This is a genomic window from Variovorax sp. J22G73 (assembly GCF_030317035.1).
GTDB lineage: Bacteria > Pseudomonadota > Gammaproteobacteria > Burkholderiales > Burkholderiaceae_C > Variovorax.
The window spans coordinates 23,626-41,548 of the sequence record NZ_JASZYK010000017.1 but is presented as its reverse complement, the minus strand read 5'-3'; the positions used below and the strand labels follow the sequence as shown (position 1 = coordinate 41,548).

Genomic DNA, 17,923 nt, shown 5'->3' with positions numbered 1-17,923 from the left:
CGTGCTGAGCCTCGTCTTCAAGCGCCTGCTCGCCGCCGTGCCGGTGGTGCTGATCGTGGCCACGGTGGTGTTCCTGCTGCTGCGCATGGCGCCCGGCGACCCGGCCAGGGTCATCGCCGGCGACATGGCCAGCGAGGACACCATCGCGCAGATCCGCACCAACCTCGGGCTCGACCGGCCGCTGCCCACGCAGTACGCGATGGCCATGGGCGCCCTGGTGAAGGGCGACCTGGGCACTTCCATCGTGTCGAAGCAGCCGGTGTCCGCGCTCATCGGCTCGCGCATCGGGCCCACGGCCGCGCTCGCCGTGAGCTCGCTGCTGCTCACGGTGCTGCTGGCCATTCCGCTGGGCGTGCTGTCGGCCTGGTGGCACCGCCGCGCGTTCGACCGCGCCACCATGGCGCTGACCGTGCTGGCCTTCTCTGTGCCGGCCTTCGTGGTGGGCTACGTGCTCATCCTGGTGTTCTCGGTCACGCTGAACTGGTTTCCGGTGCAGGGCTACGCGCCGCTGGCCGACGGCGTGGGCGGCTTCGTGTACCGGCTGGTGCTGCCCAGCCTCACGCTGGCCACGGTGTTCGTCGCGCTCATCACGCGCATCACGCGCGCCAGCATGCTCGACGTGCTGGGCGAAGACTTCGTGCGCACCGCGCGTGCCAAGGGCGCGCCCGAGCGCTACGTGCTGTTTCGCCATGCGCTGCGCAACGCGGCCGCGCCCATCGTCACCGTGGTCGGCGTGGCCGTCACCACGCTCATCAGCGGGGTGGTGGTCACCGAGACCATCTTCAACATCCCCGGCGTGGGCAGCCTCATCGTCGATGCGGTGCTGGCGCGCGACTACCCGGTGGTGCAGGGGACGATCCTGTTCTTCTCCTTCATCTACGTGTTCGTGAACCTTGCGATCGACCTGATCTATGTGCTGCTCGACCCGCGCATTCGCTACTGAACCGGAACGACCATGCCAGCCGCTGTGACGAACCCTCCTTCCTCCCCTTCCTCCCCTTCTTCACCGTCTTCTTCAATGCCCGTCCCGGTGTCGCGCCTGCGCGCCGCGGCCGGCGCCGTGCTGCACGACCGCGTGATGCTGCTGTCCCTGGTGCTCTTGCTGCTGCTGGTCGCGGTGTCGGTGTTCGCGCCGCTGCTCGCCTCGCAAGACCCGGCGGCCATCGCACCGCGCGAGCGCCTGCAGGGCGCCTCGACCGCGCATTGGCTGGGCACCGACTCGCTCGGGCGCGACCTGTTCTCGCGCATCCTGCACGGCGGGCGGCTTTCCATCTCGCTCGCCTTGCTCGTGAGCGTGAGCTCGGTGGTGGTGGGCCTGCTGTTCGGCATCGTGGCGGGTTACTTTCGCCGCATCGACTCGCTCGTCATGCGGCTCATGGACGGCATCATGGCCATTCCCGGCCTGCTGCTGGCCATTGCCATGGTGGCGCTGGGCGGCGCGCAGATATCGACCATGGTGCTGGCCATTGCCATTCCCGAGGTGCCGCGCATCGCGCGCCTCGTGCGCAGCGTGGTGCTGTCGGTGCGCGAGGAGCCTTACGTGGAAGCCTCCTTCGGTATGGGCTCGTCGACGCTGCGCGTGCTCACCTGGCACATCCTGCCGAGCACCATCAACCCGCTGGTGGTGCAGGCCACCTTCGTGTGCGCCGCGGCCATCCTCACCGAGGCCGTGCTGGGCTTCCTGGGCCTGGGCTTTCCGCCTGAGGTTCCGAGCCTGGGCAGCATCATTGCCGAGGGCCGGCCGTACTTCCAGCGCGCGCCCTGGATCATCCTGTTTCCCGGCGCGTTTCTCGCGCTGCTGATATTGGCCATCAACATGTTCGGCGACGCCCTGCGCGACCGGCTCGACCCGCGCCTTGCGCGCAAAGGCAGGAACTGATGCCCCATCCCCCCTCTCAATCCACGCAAGCAACCCACGCGTCCGCCTCTGGGGCGGCACCCATTCTCGAGGTGCGCAACCTGCACGTGCGCCTGCCTGGCACCAGCGAGCGCGCGTATGCGGCGCAAGACATCAGCCTCACCGTGGGCCGCAAGGAAATCGTCTGCATCGTCGGCGAGTCCGGCTCGGGCAAGTCCGTGACCGCCGGCGCCGTGATGGGCCTGCTGCCCAAGGACGTGCTCACGCTCGAAAGCGGCCAGATCCTGCTGGAGGGCAGAGACATCACGCACACCTCGCGCGCCGGCCTGCGTGCCCTGCGCGGCGACCGCATGGCCATGATCTTCCAGGAGCCCATGACAGCTCTGAACCCGCTGATGCGCGTGGGCGACCAGATTGCCGAGGTCTTCGAGTTCCACGACGCCTCGCTGGGCGCGGCAGAAGTGGCGCGGCGCGTGCTCGCGCTGCTGGTCGACGTGAAGCTTCCCTCGCCCGAGACGCTGCGCAGCGCCTTCCCGCACCAGCTCTCGGGCGGCCAGCGCCAGCGCGTGATGATCGCCATGGCCCTGGCCATGAAGCCCGCGCTCATCATTGCCGACGAGCCCACCACCGCGCTGGACGTCACCTCGCAGGCGCAGGTGCTGCGCCTGCTGAACGAGCTGCGCGACAAGCACGACAACGGCGTGCTGTTCATCACGCACGACTTCGACGTGGTCGCCGAAATTGCCGACCGTGTCGTCGTCATGCAGCACGGCCGCATCATCGAGAGCGGCACCGCGCAAGAGGTGCTGCGCAACCCCCGGCAGCCCTACACGCGCAAGCTGCTGGCGGCCGTGCCGCGCGGCGAGTTCGGCGCCGACGCGCACGAGACGGGTGGCACTGCGGACACCGTGCTGGCCGTGAAGAACCTGGCGCTGCGCTACGAAACCGCCAGCTTCTTCGCCTCGCGCCGGCGCGTGGTGAACGCGCTGGACGGCGTCACGCTCTCGCTCGCGCGCGGCGAAACGCTGGGCGTGGTGGGCGAGTCGGGCTCGGGCAAGACCACGCTGGGCCGCTGCCTGGCGCACATGGCCGCACCCACCGGCGGCCAGGTGCTGCTCGACGGCATCGACGTGACGCACCTGTCGCGCGCGCAGTGGCGGGTGCATTGCAAGCGCGTGCAGATGATCTTCCAGGACCCGTTCCGCTCGTTCAACCCGCGCATGAAGATCGGCAGCTCGCTGGCCGAAGGGCCGATGAACTACGGCGAGACCCGCGCCGAGGTCGACGCCCGAATGCTGCGCATGCTCGCCCTGGTGCAGCTGGACGCCAGCGCGCTGCAGCGCTTTCCGCACGAGTTCTCGGGCGGCCAGCGCCAGCGCCTGTCGATCGCGCGGGCGTTGATGATGGAGCCCGAGGTGCTGATTGCCGACGAGGCCGTGTCCGCGCTCGACGTGTCGGTGCAGGCGCAGATTCTCGACCTGCTCGAGGAGATCCGCGCGCGGCTGGGCCTGAGCATCGTGTTCATCACGCACGACCTGCGCGTGGCCGCGCGCCTGTGCCACCGCATCGCGGTGATGCAGCGCGGCAAGGTGGTCGAGCTGGGCACGGCCCGCCAGGTGTTCGGGCAGCCCGCGGCCGCGTACACGCGCGAGCTGCTGTCGGCCATTCCGGGCCAGCAGCACAGGCACGAGCACGACGCCGACGCCGACGCCGACGCCGCCGCCGCCGGCGCGCGCGAGGGGGCGCTGGTATGACGCGCATCGCACTCATCAGCCAGTCGGCCAACCTCGGCTACTTCGCGCCGCTGGTGCAGGCCGTGGCGCCCGAGCTCGAGGTGGTCGTGTGGCCCGACCCCGGCTTTCGCGAGGCCGACGTGGCCATGTGCTGGAACGCGCCGGCCGGCGTGTACGCGCAAATGCCCAAGCTGCGGCTGGTGCACAGCATCGCCGCCGGTGTCGACAACGTGGTGGCGGGGCAGGACCTGCGCGGCCTGCCGGTGTGCCGCGTGGTCGACCCGAAGCTCGCGGACGGCATGGTGCAGTACGTGCTGTGGTCGGTGCTGCACTTTCATCGCAGGTTCGACGTGGCGCTGGCCAACCAGCGACAGCGCGTTTGGCAGCGCCCGCAGCAGACGCCGGCCGGTGAATGCCGCGTCGGCCTCATGGGCCTGGGCAAGCTGGGCGGCGCCATCGCGCGCAGCCTGCTCGGGCTGGGCTATGCCGTCAACGGCTGGTCGCGCAGCGCGCATGCCATCGAGGGCATGGCGATGTACGGTGGCGCCGAGGCCCTCGACGACTTCCTGGGCGCGACCGACGTGCTGGTGTGCGTGCTGCCGCTGACCGAGGCCACGCGCGGCATCCTGGGCCGGCGCACCTTCGACGCGCTGCCGCGCGGCGCGGCGGTCGTCAACTGCGGCCGCGGCGAGCACCTGGTCGCCGCCGACCTGCTCGCCGCGCTCGGCAGCGGCCAGGTGCGCGGCGCCGTGCTCGACGTGTTCGCGAGCGAGCCCTTGCCCGCGGAAGACCCGCTGTGGCAGGCCCCGGGCGTGATCGTCACGCCGCACATGGCCACCATGGCCTCGTCCGCCGTGGTGGCGCGGCAGGTGGTGGACAACGTGCGCCGGCTGGACGCCGGCGAACCCCTTCTCAACGTGGTCGACATGCACCGCGGTTATTGACCCCTTCCTTATCTTTTTGCTGAATTCGCTGGAGAACCCATGAGTTTCGAAGACCCCGCCATTTCCGTTCCCATTCCCACCCGCTCGCCGCTGGACCCGCAGGTGGCGCAGTTCGTGCGCGCCATGGACGCCGACGCCGGCCAGTTCGGCCGGCGCGAGACTGTGTCGATCGCCGAGGCGCGCGAAATCGCCGAGACCGTGCGCAAGCGCTGGGTTGTCGGCGGGCCGGTGATGGCCCGGTCGGTCGAGCACACCGTGCCTACGCGCCATGGCGAGGTGCGCGTGCGCGCGCACTACCCGGTGCAGCGCGCGCTGCCCGGCGTGTTCGTCTACCTGCACGGCGGCGGCTTCGTGCTGGGCAGCCTGGACACACACGACCGCGTGATGCGCGAATACGCGCAGCGCGCGGGCATCGTCGTTGTCGGCGTGCACTACACCCGCGCGCCCGACGCCAAGTTTCCTCGTCCCATGCAGGAGTGCGCCGACGTGCTGCGCTGGGTGGCGGCGAACGGCGCGCTGCTCGATGTGGATGCGGCGCAGCTCTTCGTGGGTGGCGACTCGGCCGGCGCCAACTTCTCGATGGGCGCCAGCCTGGAGCTGCGCGACCGCGGCGAGCAGCTGCTGAAGGGCATCGTGCTGAACTACGGCAGCGTCAGCAGCAACCTGTACCGCAACTCGGTCATCCAGTACGGCGGCGGCGACTACGGCCTGTCGCTGCTCAGCATGATGTGGTTCCGCGCCATGCACGTGGCCAGCGGCGCCGACCTGACCGACCCGCGCGTGGACATCCTGCGCGCCGAGCTGCACGGCCTGCCGCCGGCCTGGCTGGTGGTGGCCGAGTGCGACCCGGTGCACGACGACATGATCGAGCTGGAGCAGATGCTGCGCGATGCCGGCAACGACGTGCGCATGAAGGTGTACGCCGGCGCGGCGCACAGCTTTCTGGAGGCGGTCTCGATCTCGGACCTGGCCGTGGAGGCCTTCGAGGACACGGCGCGCTGGCTGCGCGAGCGCTCGGCTGCCGCCGCGCTTTCGAACTGAGGGCCGCGCCATGTTCGTCCAACCGGCCTACGCCGAGACAGACACGGCCGCGCTGCACGCGGGCATGCGCGCGTGGAGCTTTGCCACGCTGGTGACGCAGGGCGCGGGCGGCATCCAGTCGTCGATGCTGCCCTTCCTGCTCGACAGCGCGACCAGCGAGGCCGCGCCCTTCGGCACGCTCGTCACCCACCTGCCGCGCCACGACCCGCTCTATGCAGACCTGCTGGCGGCCGGGGAGGTGCTGGTCATATTCCAGGGCCCGCACGCCTTCGTGTCGCCCAGCTGGTACCGCCACCAGATGACCTTCCCGACCTGGAACTACACGCTCATCCACGCGCGCGGCAAGCCGCGCGTGAGCGAGGACGAGGACAAGGTGATGGAGGTGCTGCGCCGCACCGTCGCCCACTACGACACGCCGCTGGGCGGTAGCTGGGACTTCGAGAAGATCCCGATGTCGCATACCGGCTCGCGCCTGCGGGTCATTGCCACGCTCGAGATCCCGATTGCCACGCTCACCGGGAAAATGAAGCTCAACCAGGACAAGACGGTCGAAGACCGGCTGGGCGTGATCGCCGCGCTGCAGGCGCAGGGCGACGCTCAGAGCCTGCAGATGGCGGGCCTCATTCGCGCGCAGCCCGACATGCGCGAGGCCCTGCAAGTCCCTTCGATGGAAAGCACCGCATGAACCTCGCAGACATTCCCCTCCAGAACCCGGCTGATGCCGCCACGCCTGCTGCCACGCAGACCGAAGCGCAGGTGCGCCAGGACCTGGCCGCGCTCTACCGCCTGGTCGCGCATTTCAAGATGACCGACCTGATCGACACGCACATCAGCGCGCGCGTGCCGGGGCCGGAGAACCACTTTCTCATCAACCGCTACGGCGTGCTCTTCCACGAGATGCGCCCGCAGGACCTGGTGAAGATCGACACCGACGGCAGGCCTGTCGACCCCGGCGACCCGGAGACCACCAACCGCGTGAACGCCGCCGGCTTCACCATCCACTCGGCCGTGCACATGGCGCGCCACGACCTGGCCTGCGTCATCCACACGCACACCGCCGACGGCATCGCGGTGGCCTGCCGCGCCAAGGGGCTGTTGCCCATCACGCAGCACGCGCTGCGCTTCTACGACCGGCTGGGCTACCACGACTACGAAGGCATCGCGGTCGACCTGCAGGAGCGCGAGCGCCTGGTGGCCGACCTGGGGCCGCACAAGGCGATGGTCTTGCGCAACCACGGCCTGCTGGCCGCGGGCACGACCATTCCCGAAGCCTTCGTGAACATCTACTTCCTGGAGCGCGCGTGCCAGGCGCAGATCAAGGCCACCTCGGGCGGCGACGAGCTGGTGTACCCGCCGGCGGAAGTCTGCGAGCGCACCGCGCGGCAGTTCGAGCGGCCCACCGCCATGGCTTACTGCAACCGCGTGTGGGCGGCGGCGCTGCGGCTGTTGTGAGGCCGGGTGGCCGATAGCTACCGGTAGCTCAGGAGAGCCCGGCCTTGCCGCTGAGCGCCTTGGTGGCGCTCATGAGCATCGGCGCGAAGCGCTTGGCAAAGGCGTCGGGGCTCCAGTCGGCCAGCGAGCCCGAGATGTCGATGGCGGCAATCGGGCGGTTCTCGTTGTCCAGCACCGCGCTGGCCAGGCTGATCTCGCCGAGCATGCTTTCTTCCGACGCTATGGCGTAGCCGTCGGCCGCGCTCCTGGCGATGAGCTCGCGGATCTGCGCCGCATCGGTCACGGTGCGCGAAGTGAGCGGCGTGGCGACGGAGCGCGCGAGGATGCTGTCGACTTCCTCAGCGCGCAGGTGCGACATGATCGATCGGCCGCTGGCGGTGTGGATGGTCGCGAGCCGCCGCCCGATCAGCGTGGTGGTGTAGGTCTGGCGCTTGGTCTGGCGGCGCAGCGCGAAGATGATGGTGAGGTCGTCGAACAGGCTCAGCTCCACGCGCTCGCCCGATTCGCGCTGCACGTCGACGATGAGCGGCGTGGCGCGCTCCAGCAGGGGCACGCTGCGTAGGTAGTCGAAGGTGCGCTCCAGTATCTTCTTGCCCAGCACGTAGCCCCGGCCGTTGATGCCGCGCTCCAGGTAACCCAGCGTCACCAGCGTGTAGGCCATGCGCTGGGCGGCGCTGCGGTCCATCTCGCAGAATTCGGCAATGTCGTTCAGGCTGAGCGGCGCCGGATGGTCGGCGAAGCACTCCAGCACCTTCATGCCCTTGGCGAGCGACTGGATGTAGAGCGTGTCGGGGCGAGCGGTCATTCGGTGGGTGGGCCTTCTTGGGGCTTTTTGGCGCGGAAAGCGGGGGCGGGGCGCGAAGCCCAGAGGATAACGCAAGAGTATTGCATCGCAATGCTTGAAGCGCGATTAACGATATGCGCATGCAGCAAGGCGCTGCGCCGTTCCTCGCCGACTTTCCCCGATGCCCTGCGCCTCAACCGAGCATCGGCACCAGGTCCGGATCACCCTTCGCCATCGCCCGGCGGTACGCCGGCCGCTCCCCGATGCGCTGCAGGTACGCGCGAATGTTCGGGTACGCCGCCAGGTCCAGCGGCTGGAACAGCCGCATCGTCGTGAGCGAGAACACGCTCATGATGTCCGCCGCCGTGAACTCGCTGCCCGCCAGGAAGGGCGTCTCGCCCAGCCGTGTTTCCACCAGCGCCAGCACGCGGTCGAGCCGGCTCTGCGCCGACGCCAGCACCGGGTGGTCCGGCGCCAGCTTGGCCCGGCTCGCCATCATCAGCCGGCCAACCACCGGCTGCAGGTTGCCGTTCGAGAAGTGAAACCAGTACAGGAAGGAGGCGTAGTCCGCATGCTCGGGCCCGGGCTTCAGCCGGCCGCCGCCGTGCTTCACGATGATGTATTCGACGACCGCCGCCGACTCGGCCAGCATGAGTTCGCCGTCTTCGATGACCGGGGCCGCGCCCAGCGGGTGCAGCGCCACCAGCTCGGGCGGCGACAGGCGGGTGACGGCGTCGCGCGTGTAGTGCTGCAGGTCGTAGGAAATGCCGAGCTCTTCGCAGAGCCAGACGATGCGTTCCGATTGGGAGTGGCCGAGGTGGTGGATCTTGAGCATGGAGTGCAGGTGAACGTGCAAGTGAAGATGCAGATGAAGGCGTCAGGTCGTCAGGCGACGGGATTGTCCGGAGGGTCGTCTGCCTTCATCGGGTCATCCGCCGCGGTGTCCGGCACGCCGTTCCTGGCTTTTTTCTCGTCCTGCTCGCGCAGCCACTGCTCGGCCGTGGGCTGCCGGGTGCTTTCCTGCCTGGACAGGCTCTGGATGAGTTCGATGAGGCGACGCCGATCTTGCATGGGATTCGTTGTAGGTGCACGCCGCCGCATTGCCTGTAGGCCGAGCGCCTGACCCGTCGGCCATCGGGACTCCACCCATTGTGGGCGGGCAGACGCAAATTAAGATGCCAGCCGCGCCCGAAAAGCACCTTCCGCGTGTCGCCGCGGCGGCCTTCCTGAACCAGCCACGTACCCCCTTCGTCTTCTCATGCGCACCGATCTCCGCACCGATCCCTGCACGGGTCCCACGCAACTCAGCGCTGCCCCAGCCGGCGCCCGGCGTCCGTGAGCGACCGACGCAGTTCCGCCTTCCACTCCGGCGGCGGCGCCATGGGCGCGCGCATTCGCGCGTTCGACTGGGCCGCCACGGCCGTCGGTGCGATCGACACCTGGCCCGCCGCGCTGAAGATCTCGGTCGACAACATGCTGTCGTCTGACTTTCCGGCCTGCATCTTCTGGGGCGCGGACTTTGTCGCCATCTACAACGACGGCTACCGCGTGCTGCTCGGCGACAAGCCGGAGGCGCTCGGCCAGCCGATGCGCGTCACCTGGAGCGAAGCCTGGGCCGACCTGCGCCCCATCGCCGAGAAGGCCATGCAGGGCGAGTCGACCTTCATCGAGGACTACCTGGTGCGCTCGGATCGCCGTGGTTTCATGGAAGACGGCTTCTTCACTTTTTGCTACAGCCCGCTGTACGACGAGCACGGCGAGGTGCTGGGCATCCTGGACACGGTGGTGGAAACCACCGGCAAGGTGCTGGCCGACCGCCGGCTGCAGGGCGAACGCAAGCGGCAGAACCAGCTGCTGCAGCAGATGCCCGGCTTCGTCGCCGTGCTGGCCGGGCCCACGCATGTGTACACCTACGTGAACGACGCCTACGTGGCCATCTCCGGCCCGCGCGAATTCCTCGGGCGCACGGTGCGCGAGGTGTTTCCCGAGCTGGAGGGCCAGGGCATCTACGAACTGCTCGACGGCGTGTACGCCACCGGCCAGCCGGTGCACGCCAAGGCGCTGCCGCTGAAGCTGCAGGGCAAGGACGGCGGGCAGGGCACCCGCTACATCGACCTGCTCTACGAGCCCATCCACGGCGACGACGGCCAGGTGCTGGGCATCTTCGTGGGCGGCTACGACACCACCGAGCATGTGCGCGCCAAGGCCGAGCTGGCCGACAGCGAGGCGCGCCTGCTGGCGCTGGCGGCGTCGCTGGAGCGGCAGGTCGACCAGCGCACCCGCGCGCTGCAGGACTCCGAAGATTTCACCCGCCTCGCGCTCGGCGCCACCGGCGGCGTGGGCGTGTGGTCGTACCTGGTGGCGGTCGACAAGTTCTACTGCGACGCGGCCATCTCCGAGCTGTACGGGCTCGACGCGACGGTGGCGGCCAACGGCATCTCGCGCCGCGGCTTCCTGGCCAACGTGCACCCCGAAGACATGCCGCGCCTGCGGCAGACCATGTCGGGCGGCCTGCAGACCGAAGGCGAGCTGGAGCTCGAATACCGCATCTGCCACCCCGACGGCTCGGTGCGCGCCGTGCTCTCGCGCGGCCACACCTACTTCGACGAGGCCGGCCACGCGGTGCGCCGCACCGGCGTGGGCATCGACATGACGCGCCAGCGCCAGCTCGAGGAGCAGCTGCGCCAGTCGCAGAAGATGGACGCGCTGGGCCAGCTCACCGGCGGCATCGCGCACGACTTCAACAACATGCTGCAGGGCATCGTGATGCCGCTGCAGCTCATTCGCAAGCGCGTGGCCGCGCAGAAGTACGAGGGGCTGGAGCGCTACATCGAGGCCGGGCTCGAATCGGCGCGGCGCGCCGCCTCCATCACGCAGCGGCTGCTGGCGTTTTCGCGCAGGCAGCCGCTGGTCAACCGCAGCATCTCCCTCAGCGCGGCGCTGCGCGGGCTGGAAGCCATCCTGCGCAACGCCGTGGGCGAGAACGTGACGCTGGTCATCGAAGAGGCGCCCGACGCCTGGGACGTGCTGACCGACCCGCACCAGTTCGACAGCGCGGTGCTCAACCTGACCATCAACGCGCGCGACGCCATGCCCGACGGCGGCACGCTGACCATCGCGCTGTCCAACGTGGCGCTCACGGCGGCGCAGGCCGCGCGCATCGAGGGCCTGGCCGCCGGCGACTACGTGCGCGTGGCCGTGCGCGACACCGGCGTGGGCATGTCGAACGCGGTAATGGCGCAGGCTTTCGAGCCCTTCTTCACCACCAAGCCGCTGGGGCAGGGCACCGGGCTCGGGCTGTCGATGATCTACGGCTACGCCCGCCAGTCGCAGGGCACCGTGGTGCTCGAAAGCGTGGAGGGCATAGGCACCGCGGTCAACCTGTACCTGCCGCGCGCCACCGCGCTCGCGGTGCCCGCCAGCGTGGCGCTGCCCGACATGCCGTCGCCCAGCGCGTCGCAGCGCCAGATTCTGGTGGTGGAAGACGACGAGGTGGTGCGGCGCATGGCCGTCGAGTTGCTGCGCGACCAGGGCTACCAGGTGCTGGAGGCGAGCGACGGCGCGCAGGGCATGGCCTTGCTGGAGCGCTCGGCGCCCATCGACCTGCTGCTGTCCGACGTCGGGCTGCCCGGCCCCAACGGCCGGCAGCTGGCCGACTTCGCGTTGTCGCGCATGCCGGACATGCGCGTGATCTTGATGACCGGCTACGCGGCGCACGTGGCCAGCGACGCCGCGCTGCTGCGCGGCGACGTGGAGCTGATGGTGAAGCCCTTCGATGCCGATGCGCTGCTGCGCAAGGTCGGCGAGCTGCTGGGGCGTTAGAACGCCGTGCTTTTCAGTCGATCAGCCGCAGCGCCGACTCCCACGCGAACTGCGCGTGCGCCAGCCCCTCGCCGCGGTTGAACTGCGCCGCCGTGCGCTCGCACACCGCCTGCGAAGGCATGCTCAGCTTGCGCCCACCGCTCAGCGCCTTCACCTGCGCCTGGCACGCCCGCTCCAGGAAGTAGATGTTCAGGAAGGCCTCGGCAATGCTGCGCCCCGCGGCCAGCAGGCCGTGGTTGCGCAGGATCATCACGCGGTGCTCGCCCAGGCTCTTCACCAGCCGCTCGCGCTCGTCCAGGTCCAGCGCGATGCCCTCGTAGTCGTGGTAGCCCAGGTGGCCGTAGAACTTCAGCGCGTGCTGGGTGATGGGCAGCAGCCCCTCTTCCATGCACGACACCGCGATGCCGTCGGCCGTGTGCGTGTGAATGACGCAGGCCAGGTCGTGGCGCGCCATGTGCACGGCCGAGTGGATGGTGAAGCCCGCCGCGTTCACGCGCTGCGGTGCCTCGTCGGCGTTCACGGCCTTGCCGCTCGGGTCGATCTTCACCAGGTCGTGCGGCTGCATCTCGTGGAACAGCACGCCGTAGCGGTTGATGAGGAAGTGGTCGGGCGTGCCCGGAATGCGCGCGCTGATGTGCGTGTCGACCAGGTCGGTCATCTTGAAGTGCGCGATCAGCCGGTACAGCGCGGCCAGGTCGTGGCGCGTGCGGGCTTCGGCGTCCTCGACGGGGAGTGTCTCTGTGCTTGTCATGGGTCGGGTCGGTAGGTGCTTGAAGGCGTGAGGAGCGTGATGTGCGTTGTCAGGTGGCGGCGATGCCAGGCTGCTGCCGGATGAGCGCGGCCACCGCCAGGCTCTGCGCGTCGCCCTGGCGCTCCAGCGCGGCGATCACGCCGAGGCGGTCGGCCACCGGCTTGTCCTGGTTGAGCTTCATCTTTCCCTCGATGCGCGCGATGGGAATGCGCACCGCGGCAATCGCCTTCAGGCGCAGCGCGGTGTAGTCGGCCGGCACGCCGGGAAACGACCAGTCGCCGCCCAGCGGCGTGTCGTAGGTGGCCACGGTGCGCTCCAGCACCGCGCGGATGGCGTCGGCGTCTTCCACCACCTCGGGCGTGCCCTGCACGTGGATGGCGGTGTAGTTCCAGGTCGGGAAGGTCATGCGGTTCTCGTACCAGCTCGGCGAGATGAAGGCATGCGGCCCCTGGAAGATCACCAGCGCCGGCGCGCCGGCCTTCAGGTCGTGGAACTGCGGGTTGCCGCGCGCCAGGTGGGTGGTGAGCAGGCCGTGCATGTGGGCGGTTCCCTCCGGGCCCTCCTCGTCCACCAGGAAAGGAAGGTGCGTGGCGTTCAGGCCGTTGTCACCGTGCGTCACCAGCGTGGCAAAGCTCCATTCGCGCATGCGCGCGCGCAGCAGCACCTCGTCTTGCTCGGCATAGGCCGGGGGCGTGTACATCGGCGCGGTCCTCAGGCGTGGCGGTGCAGCCAGGCCGCGGTGTCGTCGAAGGCCACGCCGGCCACGTCGGCGATGGACACCGCCTCCAGAAAGCTGTGCACCGTGCCCTTGTAGACCTTGGCCTCCACCTGCACGCCGGCGGCCTTCATCTTCTCCACCATGTCGATGTTGTCGTCGTACAGCGGGTCGCACTCGGTGATGACCATGAACGCCGGCGGAATGCCTTCGAGCTGCGCGGCCAGCAGGTTCATGCGCGGGTCGGTGAAGTCTTCCGTGCGGCGCAGGTAGTTGCGGTAGAACCAGACCATCATGTGCAGCGAGAGGCCGTAGTCGCCCGCGCCGTAGCGCACCACCGAGTCGCGGTACAGGTTGGTGCTGAAGCCGGTGTAGTTCAGCACCATGCCCTTGATGGGGCTCGCGCCGTGGTCGCGAAAGTGCAGGCAGGTGTTCAGCGACAGGTTGCCGCCGGCCGAGTCGCCGCCGATGAAGAACTGCGCCGGGTCGAAGCCGATCTCGGCCGCGTTGGCCAGCAGCCAGGTCACCGTGTCCACGCACTCCTCGATGGGCTGCGGAAAGCGCGCCTCGGGCGCACGCGTGTAGTTGATGCCCACCACCACGATGCCCGCGCGCTGCGCGTACTCGCGCATCAGGCGGTCATGGGTGTCGATGCTGAACAGCACGAAGCCGCCGCCGTGGATGTACAGGAACACGCCGGGCATCTTCACCTCGGCGGGGTAGTGCACGCGCATCTCGATCTCGCCGTGGCGCGTCGGAATCATGCGGTTCACGGTGCGCGCCATCTTCGGGCCGCCTTCGGTCCAGGGCGCGCGCACCTTCTCGGCAATGTCGCGGCCTTCGGCCATCGAGACGGTGTCGCGGCGCGGGTACTTCGAGGCGTCGGCGGCCATGCGTTGCGCGAAGTCGCGGACCTGAGGGTCGAGCGGCGCGGGCGCGGCGCCCTCCATCGAAGCGGCGAATGCGGGGTCGAGTTGGGTCATGGTGCGTTGCTTGTTGGGCTACAGAAAAGGGAGGGAAAAAGAAACGACGAACAGGCGCTCAGTACCCGCGCGCCATGTCCACCTGGTTGAAAAGCGGCGCGCCCGCGCGCAGCTGCGCCACGTTGCGCGCAATCTGCGAGGCGACCACGTCGAAGGCGGCCATGGTCGCCATGTGCGGCGTGACGACCACGCCCGGCGCGGTCCACAGCGGGTTGTCGGCCGGCAGCGGCTCCTGCTCGAACACGTCGATCACGGCGCCGCGCAGATGGCCGCTGTCCAGCGCGGCCAGCAGGTCGGCCTCGACCAGGTGCTCGCCGCGCCCGCAGTGAATGAGCGTGCTGCCCCGGGGCAGCGCCGCGAAGGTGCGCGCGTTCAGGATGCCGCGCGTCTCCGGCGTGAGCGGCAACAGGCACACCAGCACGTCGGTCTGCGCCAGGAAGGGCTGCAGCCCCGCCTCGCCGCTGAACACCGTCACGCCCGGCAGCTCGCGCGCGCTGCGCGCCCAGCCGCTCACCGCGTAGCCCAGCGAGGGCAGGTACGAGGCAATGTGCCCGCCCAGCTCGCCCAGGCCCATCAGCCCCACGCGGCAGGACGACGCGGGCGTCTGCAGCGGGCGCTTCCATTGCTGCTGGCGCTGGCTGGCCATCGCCTGGTCGAGCTTGCGGTGAAAGTGCAGCACGCCCCACAGCACGAACTGCAGCATGCCGTCGGCCAGCAGCGGGTCGACCACGCGGCACACCGGCAGGCCGCGCAGGTCCTGCCCGGCCACCACGTTGTCCACACCCGCGGCAATGCTGTGCACCAGCTTCAGGTTCGGCATGCGCGCGTAGATGTCCGGCGGCGACTGCCAGCAGGCGGCCACCTCGGCGTCGAGGCAGCGCGGGTCGGGCCAGGTGGCGATGTCCAGCGTGGGGTCGGCGGCCAGCAGCAGCGGGCGCAGGAAGTCGAGGTCGGCGGAACGGCTCAGCAGTGCAACGGTGGTCATGGGGTGGCGAGAAGGTGCTGCGCCAGCGCGTGGTACGCCGGCAGGGTGGTGGGGTCGAGCCCGGCGTTGCCGGCCCGGGGGTGCGAGGCGAAGCGCGCGATGGTCATCTTGGCCACGGGGTCGATGTAGATGCCCTGGCCGTGGATGCCGCGCGCGCAGTACGCGCCGTGGGCGTTGTGCGTCACCCACCACATGTGGCGGTAGCTCCAGCCCTTCAGCAGCGCGTAGCCGGCACGCGCGAAGTGCGCGGGGGCTGCGCCCTGGCGAATGTCGGCCACGGCCGCCTCGGGCACGATCTGGCGGCCGTTGAAGAAGCCGTTGCCGCGCATCACCTCGCCGAAGCGCGCCATGTCGCGCAGCGTGCCGTTGAAGGCGCCGCCCGCGCCGGCCAGGCGCTTGCCGTCGACGCCGAAGTACGCGTCGTGCTCCGCGCCCATGGGCCGCCACAGGCGCTCCTGCACCAGCTGCTGCAGCGTTTGCCCGGTCACGTTGCACAGCACCCAGGCCAGCACCTCGGTGTTGACGGTCTTGTACGCGAAGGCCTCGCCGTGCCAGTCGTTGCGCTGCACCGTGCACAGGAAGGCACGAATGCCCGCGGGGTCGATCACGCCGGGCTCGCGCGGCAGCTGGCCGGCCGCGCGCAGGTACGACCACACCTCGGCGCCGGGGCGCGTGTAGTCCTCGTCGTATTCGAGCGCGGTGGTCATGTCCATCACCTGGCGCACGGTGGCGTTGCCCCAGGCGCTGGCCTCCAGCTCGGGCACGTAGGCGGTCACCAGCGCGTCGGGGTCGATGCGGCCGGCCACCATCTCGGCGGCGGCCAGCGTGCCCACCAGCGACTTGGTGACCGACATGCACACATGCGGCGTGTGCGGCTGCAGCGGGCCGTCGTAGTGCTCGTAGACGATGCGGCCCTTGTGCAGCACCACGATGCCGTCGGTGTGGTTGGCGGCCAGCGACTGGCGCCAGGTCATCGGTGCCATCTGTGCCATGGAGGCGGTGCCGCCCAGCGGCGTGAAGACCACCGCGTCGATGTCGTCGCGCAGCGCATACGGCAGCTCGCTCGCGGGCCCGTCGCCGCGCCACACCTGCGCGGTGGGCTCGCTCTCGCGCAGGGCGCTGAAGCGTTCGCGCACCCGCGGTGCCGACCAGGCATCGGGGTCTTCCGACAGGCGGGGCGCACCCATGCGCCAGCCCAGTTCCACAGGCGCCGTCATGCCGCGAGCTTGTGTTCGAAGTAGTCGAGGCCCGGCATCGCGCCGAGCAGCTGCCGCGTGTAGTCGTGCTGCGGCGCGCTGAACAGCTGCCCCGGCGCGCCGCGCTCCACGATCTGGCCCTTGCGCATCACCACCACCGAGTTCGAAATCTCGGCGGCCACGCGCAGGTCGTGCGTGATGAACATCATCGTCAGCCCCAGCTCGGCCTTCAGCTCCGCCAGCAGCGCCAGCACCTGCGACTGAATCGACACGTCCAGCGCCGACACGGCCTCGTCGGCGATGAGCAGGCGCGGCTTCAGCGCCAGCGCGCGTGCAATCGATATGCGCTGGCGTTGCCCGCCCGAGAACTCGTGCGGAAAGCGGCCCACGGCCGAGGCGCCCAGCCCCACGCGCTCGAGCAGCGCGGCGGCCATCTTCAGGGCTTCGGCGCGCGGGGTGCCGAAGATCATCGGGCCGCGCGCTATGGCGTCGCCCACCTTCTGGCGCGGGTTCAGCGAGGCGAAGGGGTCCTGGAAAATGATCTGCACCTGGCGCCGGTATTCGCGCAGCGCCGCGGCGTCCTGCGACAGGATGGAGCGGCCCGCGAAGGCGATGTCGCCGCTGTCGGGCGTCATCAGCCGCATCACCATGCGCCCGAGCGTGGACTTGCCCGAGCCCGATTCACCGACCACCGACACGGTTTCGCCCTCTTCGATGGCCAGGTCGATGCCGTCGGCCGCCACCACGGTGCGCGGCGGCGCGAACATGCCCGACTTCGACACGAAGGTCTTGCGCAGCTGCGAGATCTTCAGCAGCGGCTCGGTGCGCGTGCGCAGTGGCGTGCTGCGCGCCTGGCGGCCCGGCACCGCGTCGATGAGCTTGCGCGTGTACTCGTGCTGCGGGTTGCGCAGCACCTCGTCGCGCGTGCCGTGCTCCACCACGCGGCCGTGGCGCATCACCACCACGCGGTCGGCAATGTCGGCCACCACGCCGAAGTCGTGCGTGATGAAGAGCACGCCCATGCGGCGCTCGGCCTGCAGCTTCTGGATCAGGTCGAGAATCTGGCGCTGCGTGGTCACGTCCAGCGCGGTGGTGGGCTCGTCGGCCAGCAGCAGGCGCGGGTTGTTCAGCAGGGCCATGGCGATCATCACGCGCTGGCGCTGTCCGCCCGAGAGCTGGAACGGGTAGCTGCGCACGATCTGCCGCGGCGCGGGCAGGCCCACCGCCTCGATCAGCGCGATGCAGCGCTCCTCGATGGCCGAGGCCGCCAGGCCCGCCGTGTTGTGCAGCTGCAGCGCCTCGGCCACCTGCGCGCCGATGCGCTGCAGCGGGTTGAGCGCGCTCATCGGCTCCTGGAACACCATGGCGATGCGCTCGCCGCGCAGCTTGCGCATGCCGGCCGCGTCGAGCCTGGTGAGGTCGGCGCCTTCGAGCAGCACGCGGCTCTTGGCGTCGAGCTTCACGCGCGGCGGCAGCAGCCCGAGGATGGCGTGCGCCGTCATCGACTTGCCCGAGCCGGACTCACCGACCAGGCACACGATTTCGTTCTCGGCGATGTCCAGCGAGAGCCGGTCGACCGCGTAGCTGCGGTCGCCGGAGCTGGGCAGCACGATGGAGAGGTCCTGGATCGACAGCAGGGGAGCGGAAGGTGTCGTCATG

17 protein-coding genes are annotated in these 17,923 nt (G+C 69.6%); 8 read left to right on the top strand and 9 right to left on the bottom strand.

Annotated elements, in window-relative coordinates; genetic code table 11:
- Nucleotide 1: 1 nt before the first annotated feature.
- The 7 genes from QTI51_RS34910 to QTI51_RS34880 all read left to right on the top strand — a co-directional run bounded on the left by QTI51_RS34910 (nt 2) and on the right by QTI51_RS34880 (nt 7,028).
- Nucleotides 2-943 (top strand): ABC transporter permease, encoded by a 942-nt coding sequence (locus QTI51_RS34910; protein WP_286517578.1) that lies wholly within the window; start codon nt 2-4, stop codon nt 941-943.
- Between the two features lie 75 nt (nt 944-1,018).
- Entirely contained in the window at nt 1,019-1,879 is an 861-nt protein-coding gene (locus tag QTI51_RS34905) for an ABC transporter permease (RefSeq protein WP_286517577.1), read from the top strand.
- On the top strand, nt 1,879-3,612 hold the full coding sequence (locus QTI51_RS34900) for a dipeptide ABC transporter ATP-binding protein (RefSeq protein ID WP_286517576.1): 1,734 nt from the start codon (nt 1,879-1,881) through the stop codon (nt 3,610-3,612). The genes QTI51_RS34905 and QTI51_RS34900 overlap by 1 nt, the downstream gene beginning before the upstream one ends.
- Nucleotides 3,609-4,535, top strand: a complete 927-nt coding sequence (locus QTI51_RS34895; protein WP_286517575.1) for a 2-hydroxyacid dehydrogenase — start codon at nt 3,609-3,611, stop codon at nt 4,533-4,535. The genes QTI51_RS34900 and QTI51_RS34895 overlap by 4 nt, the downstream gene beginning before the upstream one ends.
- A 39-nt stretch (nt 4,536-4,574) precedes the next feature.
- Nucleotides 4,575-5,576 carry an alpha/beta hydrolase fold domain-containing protein gene (locus QTI51_RS34890; protein WP_286517573.1) on the top strand — a complete coding sequence of 334 codons (1,002 nt, stop codon included), beginning with the start codon at nt 4,575-4,577 and terminating at the stop codon, nt 5,574-5,576.
- A gap of 10 nt (nt 5,577-5,586) precedes the next feature.
- Nucleotides 5,587-6,261 (top strand): FMN-binding negative transcriptional regulator, encoded by a 675-nt coding sequence (locus QTI51_RS34885; protein ID WP_286517571.1) that lies wholly within the window; start codon nt 5,587-5,589, stop codon nt 6,259-6,261.
- The gene (locus QTI51_RS34880; protein WP_286517570.1) at nt 6,258-7,028 is read left to right on the top strand and encodes a class II aldolase/adducin family protein; all 771 of its coding nucleotides are present in this window, start codon (nt 6,258-6,260) and stop codon (nt 7,026-7,028) included. Before QTI51_RS34885 ends, QTI51_RS34880 begins: the two co-directional genes overlap by 4 nt.
- Before the next feature lie 28 nt (nt 7,029-7,056).
- Here the strand turns inward: QTI51_RS34880 and QTI51_RS34875 are convergent, their stop codons facing one another.
- From QTI51_RS34875 to QTI51_RS34865, 3 genes are all read right to left on the bottom strand, one after another.
- Nucleotides 7,057-7,833: an IclR family transcriptional regulator gene (locus QTI51_RS34875; protein ID WP_286517568.1), complete on the bottom strand. Its 777-nt coding sequence runs from the start codon at nt 7,831-7,833 to the stop codon at nt 7,057-7,059.
- A gap of 172 nt (nt 7,834-8,005) precedes the next feature.
- Nucleotides 8,006-8,647: a glutathione S-transferase family protein gene (locus tag QTI51_RS34870; protein ID WP_286517567.1), complete on the bottom strand. Its 642-nt coding sequence runs from the start codon at nt 8,645-8,647 to the stop codon at nt 8,006-8,008.
- A gap of 50 nt (nt 8,648-8,697) precedes the next feature.
- Nucleotides 8,698-8,883, bottom strand: coding sequence for a hypothetical protein (locus tag QTI51_RS34865; RefSeq protein ID WP_286517566.1), 186 nt, complete (start codon nt 8,881-8,883; stop codon nt 8,698-8,700).
- Between the two features lie 264 nt (nt 8,884-9,147).
- Between QTI51_RS34865 and QTI51_RS34860 the strand changes: the two genes are divergently transcribed.
- Nucleotides 9,148-11,634: a PAS domain-containing hybrid sensor histidine kinase/response regulator family protein gene (locus QTI51_RS34860; protein ID WP_286517565.1), complete on the top strand. Its 2,487-nt coding sequence runs from the start codon at nt 9,148-9,150 to the stop codon at nt 11,632-11,634.
- Nucleotides 11,635-11,647: 13 nt separating this feature from the next.
- Here the strand turns inward: QTI51_RS34860 and QTI51_RS34855 are convergent, their stop codons facing one another.
- From QTI51_RS34855 to QTI51_RS34830, 6 genes are read right to left on the bottom strand one after another with little or no spacing between them, the layout of a single operon-like run.
- Nucleotides 11,648-12,385, bottom strand: a complete 738-nt coding sequence (locus tag QTI51_RS34855) for a class II aldolase/adducin family protein (RefSeq protein ID WP_116913884.1) — start codon at nt 12,383-12,385, stop codon at nt 11,648-11,650.
- 49 nt (nt 12,386-12,434) lie between these two features.
- Nucleotides 12,435-13,085: an FMN-binding negative transcriptional regulator gene (locus tag QTI51_RS34850; protein WP_286517564.1), complete on the bottom strand. Its 651-nt coding sequence runs from the start codon at nt 13,083-13,085 to the stop codon at nt 12,435-12,437.
- Between the two features lie 11 nt (nt 13,086-13,096).
- Entirely contained in the window at nt 13,097-14,083 is a 987-nt protein-coding gene (locus QTI51_RS34845) for an alpha/beta hydrolase (RefSeq protein ID WP_207786856.1), read from the bottom strand.
- Between the two features lie 58 nt (nt 14,084-14,141).
- Nucleotides 14,142-15,068: a 2-hydroxyacid dehydrogenase gene (locus QTI51_RS34840; RefSeq protein WP_286517562.1), complete on the bottom strand. Its 927-nt coding sequence runs from the start codon at nt 15,066-15,068 to the stop codon at nt 14,142-14,144.
- Nucleotides 15,065-16,285, bottom strand: coding sequence for a serine hydrolase domain-containing protein (locus QTI51_RS34835; RefSeq protein ID WP_286517560.1), 1,221 nt, complete (start codon nt 16,283-16,285; stop codon nt 15,065-15,067). Before QTI51_RS34835 ends, QTI51_RS34840 begins: the two co-directional genes overlap by 4 nt.
- Nucleotides 16,282-17,922, bottom strand: coding sequence for an ABC transporter ATP-binding protein (locus QTI51_RS34830; RefSeq protein WP_286517559.1), 1,641 nt, complete (start codon nt 17,920-17,922; stop codon nt 16,282-16,284). The genes QTI51_RS34835 and QTI51_RS34830 overlap by 4 nt, the downstream gene beginning before the upstream one ends.
- Nucleotide 17,923 lies beyond the last annotated feature (1 nt).